This is a genomic window from Helicobacter salomonis, from assembly GCF_900197775.1.
Classification (GTDB): domain Bacteria; phylum Campylobacterota; class Campylobacteria; order Campylobacterales; family Helicobacteraceae; genus Helicobacter; species Helicobacter salomonis.
In genome coordinates this window covers 1-1,512 of sequence record NZ_FZMA01000053.1, presented here as the reverse complement: position 1 = coordinate 1,512, position 1,512 = coordinate 1, and the positions used below count along the sequence as shown (strand labels likewise).

2 pseudogenes are annotated in these 1,512 nt (G+C 46.2%); both read right to left on the bottom strand.

Going from position 1 to position 1,512, the window contains the following annotated elements:
- A pseudogene (locus C6H04_RS07215) lies at nucleotides 1–398 on the bottom strand (hypothetical protein); the annotation flags it as partial.
- Between the two features lie 397 nt (nucleotides 399–795).
- A pseudogene (locus tag C6H04_RS07210) lies at nucleotides 796–1,512 on the bottom strand (hypothetical protein); the annotation flags it as partial.

Genomic DNA, 1,512 nt, shown 5'->3' with positions numbered 1-1,512 from the left:
GGTGGAGTTGTAGAGCTCTGCGTTAATCTCTGCGCATTGGCGTCTAGAGAGTGTGCGGGAGAGTTTGGTGGAATTTGTTCTGATGTCTGAGCACTCTGTGGTAGCTCTGTGGGGCTCTGTGCTAAGCCCTTTGTTTTAGCATGGGGGTCTGTGTTTTGTGCTGCACTCTGATTAGAGCTCTCTGCTAAACCCTGAGTGGGCTCAAAGCTAAATTCTTTGAAATGCTCTAAATCGTGGTAGAGGGCACGGGTGATCTGATCGGCACTAAAGCCTCTTTGCTGATAGAATTGTTCTAAGGCATCGTGGTTGAAATTACTCTTTTGGGCTTTGATGAAGTCTAGCACTCGAGCCTTGTCAATACCATCTGCAGCTAATCTTTTAAAATCTAAAGTTGCCATTTTTTCCCTTTATGGGGCAAGCATAGTGGGAAATGAAAAGCAAGACAAGGGTTAAAAAGGTATAATGCCTTGTTGGCACGCGTGGTTGCCCTAATAGGCGATTTGGAGTACTGCAGGGATACCTGTGTAGGGGTTGGAGGGTGTGGGTCCCAGTTAGGGTAGTTTTGGAGTAAATGCCCCTAGTCCATAAAAAACTTCACATGTACTTGCGGCGATTTCTCTTAGCGTCTGTGGTCCACAGACTTGGTAACCGCGATGCAAAAACTGCTAATAGTATTAGCGTTTGTGGTCGTTTTCGCAGAACGACTACTATAGCGCGCAAACCCCGCCAATGGCGGGGGCGTAACGCTGGTACTATTGTGCCACATTCTAACTTAAGTCCTAGACAAACAATTCCCTAAACCCTCCATGTCGGCCTAGGCTTAAAGGGATTTCTACCCTGTGTGATCTCTTGCTTAGGCGCAAAAGGGGCTTTGACCTCGGAGTGGTTCAGACAACTAGCTAGAGCATCGATACAATCATCTTGTTTATAAGGTCTGTCAGGATTGAAGCTAAAAAGCTCTTTTTTGAGTTGCTCTTGATTTTGGCAGGCATGGCTAAAAACTAGAAAGCCCGTGTTGTAGTAGGGGCGCATGGCTTTGATTTTCTCTACCTTGCTCACCTTACGACTAGGGGTGTAGCAATAGACATAGTCATTGAGAGTGGGTTTGTTGCGCTCTTTAGCCTGTTGGTTGAATTTGACCAACTCTACCATGAGTAAGCGGTGTAACACAAGCCCCCCTGCCTCACTCTCAATATAGGTCTTGGCTTGGGGGTATTGCTGCTTGGCTTGTAGAATGTGATTAATCGTATCTTCCTCACTCCAAATCCCACAGAAACAATCTAAGACACAATAGCGCGCACTCTGCTTGTAATTCTCTACTCCCACCACCACAATGGCACGATTATCCGCACTCTGTTTGAGGCTCAAAGCATTGTCTACAAAGAGGAAGGTATTGAGTGTGCCTAATTGGTGTAAATAGACATTGTGGTAATGCTCCTCTTCAAAGTAGCCCCCACTTAAGGCGATGGGTTCTTGTTGGTATTGCGCGCTAAATTCGTCATTGCCCATTTG